Annotated in this window: 1 pseudogene; it reads left to right on the plus strand. The window is 64.9% G+C overall.

Annotated elements, in window-relative coordinates:
• Positions 1-104, plus strand: a pseudogene (locus CR165_RS24325) (IS5-like element ISRso1 family transposase); the annotation flags it as partial.
• Between the last annotated feature and the right edge of the window lie 164 nt (positions 105-268).

The following is a 268-nucleotide window of genomic DNA, read 5'->3' on the forward strand; positions in this document are numbered from 1 at the left end:
GGCGCCGCCTGGTTCGCGACTACGAGCGCCGCTGCGACGTCTCCGAAGCCATGATCCACGTCGGCATGGGCGCGCTCCTCATCAGGCGCATCGCCCACCCATGACCATTCTCAAACGGGCACTTAGAACAGCGCGTGGTTTTGGATGCTGAGTGGCATCAGCCATGGCCGGCGCCTCCCGCCGGTGCTGGCCTGAAGGGCCTGCGCGATACCGTACAGACAGGCCGAGCTTCGCCCTTTATGTACGGCCCATCGCCCGCTGAGGTTTT

The sequence above is a fragment of the Teichococcus aestuarii genome (genome assembly GCF_003116135.1).
Classification (GTDB): Bacteria; Pseudomonadota; Alphaproteobacteria; order Acetobacterales; family Acetobacteraceae; genus Pseudoroseomonas; species Pseudoroseomonas aestuarii.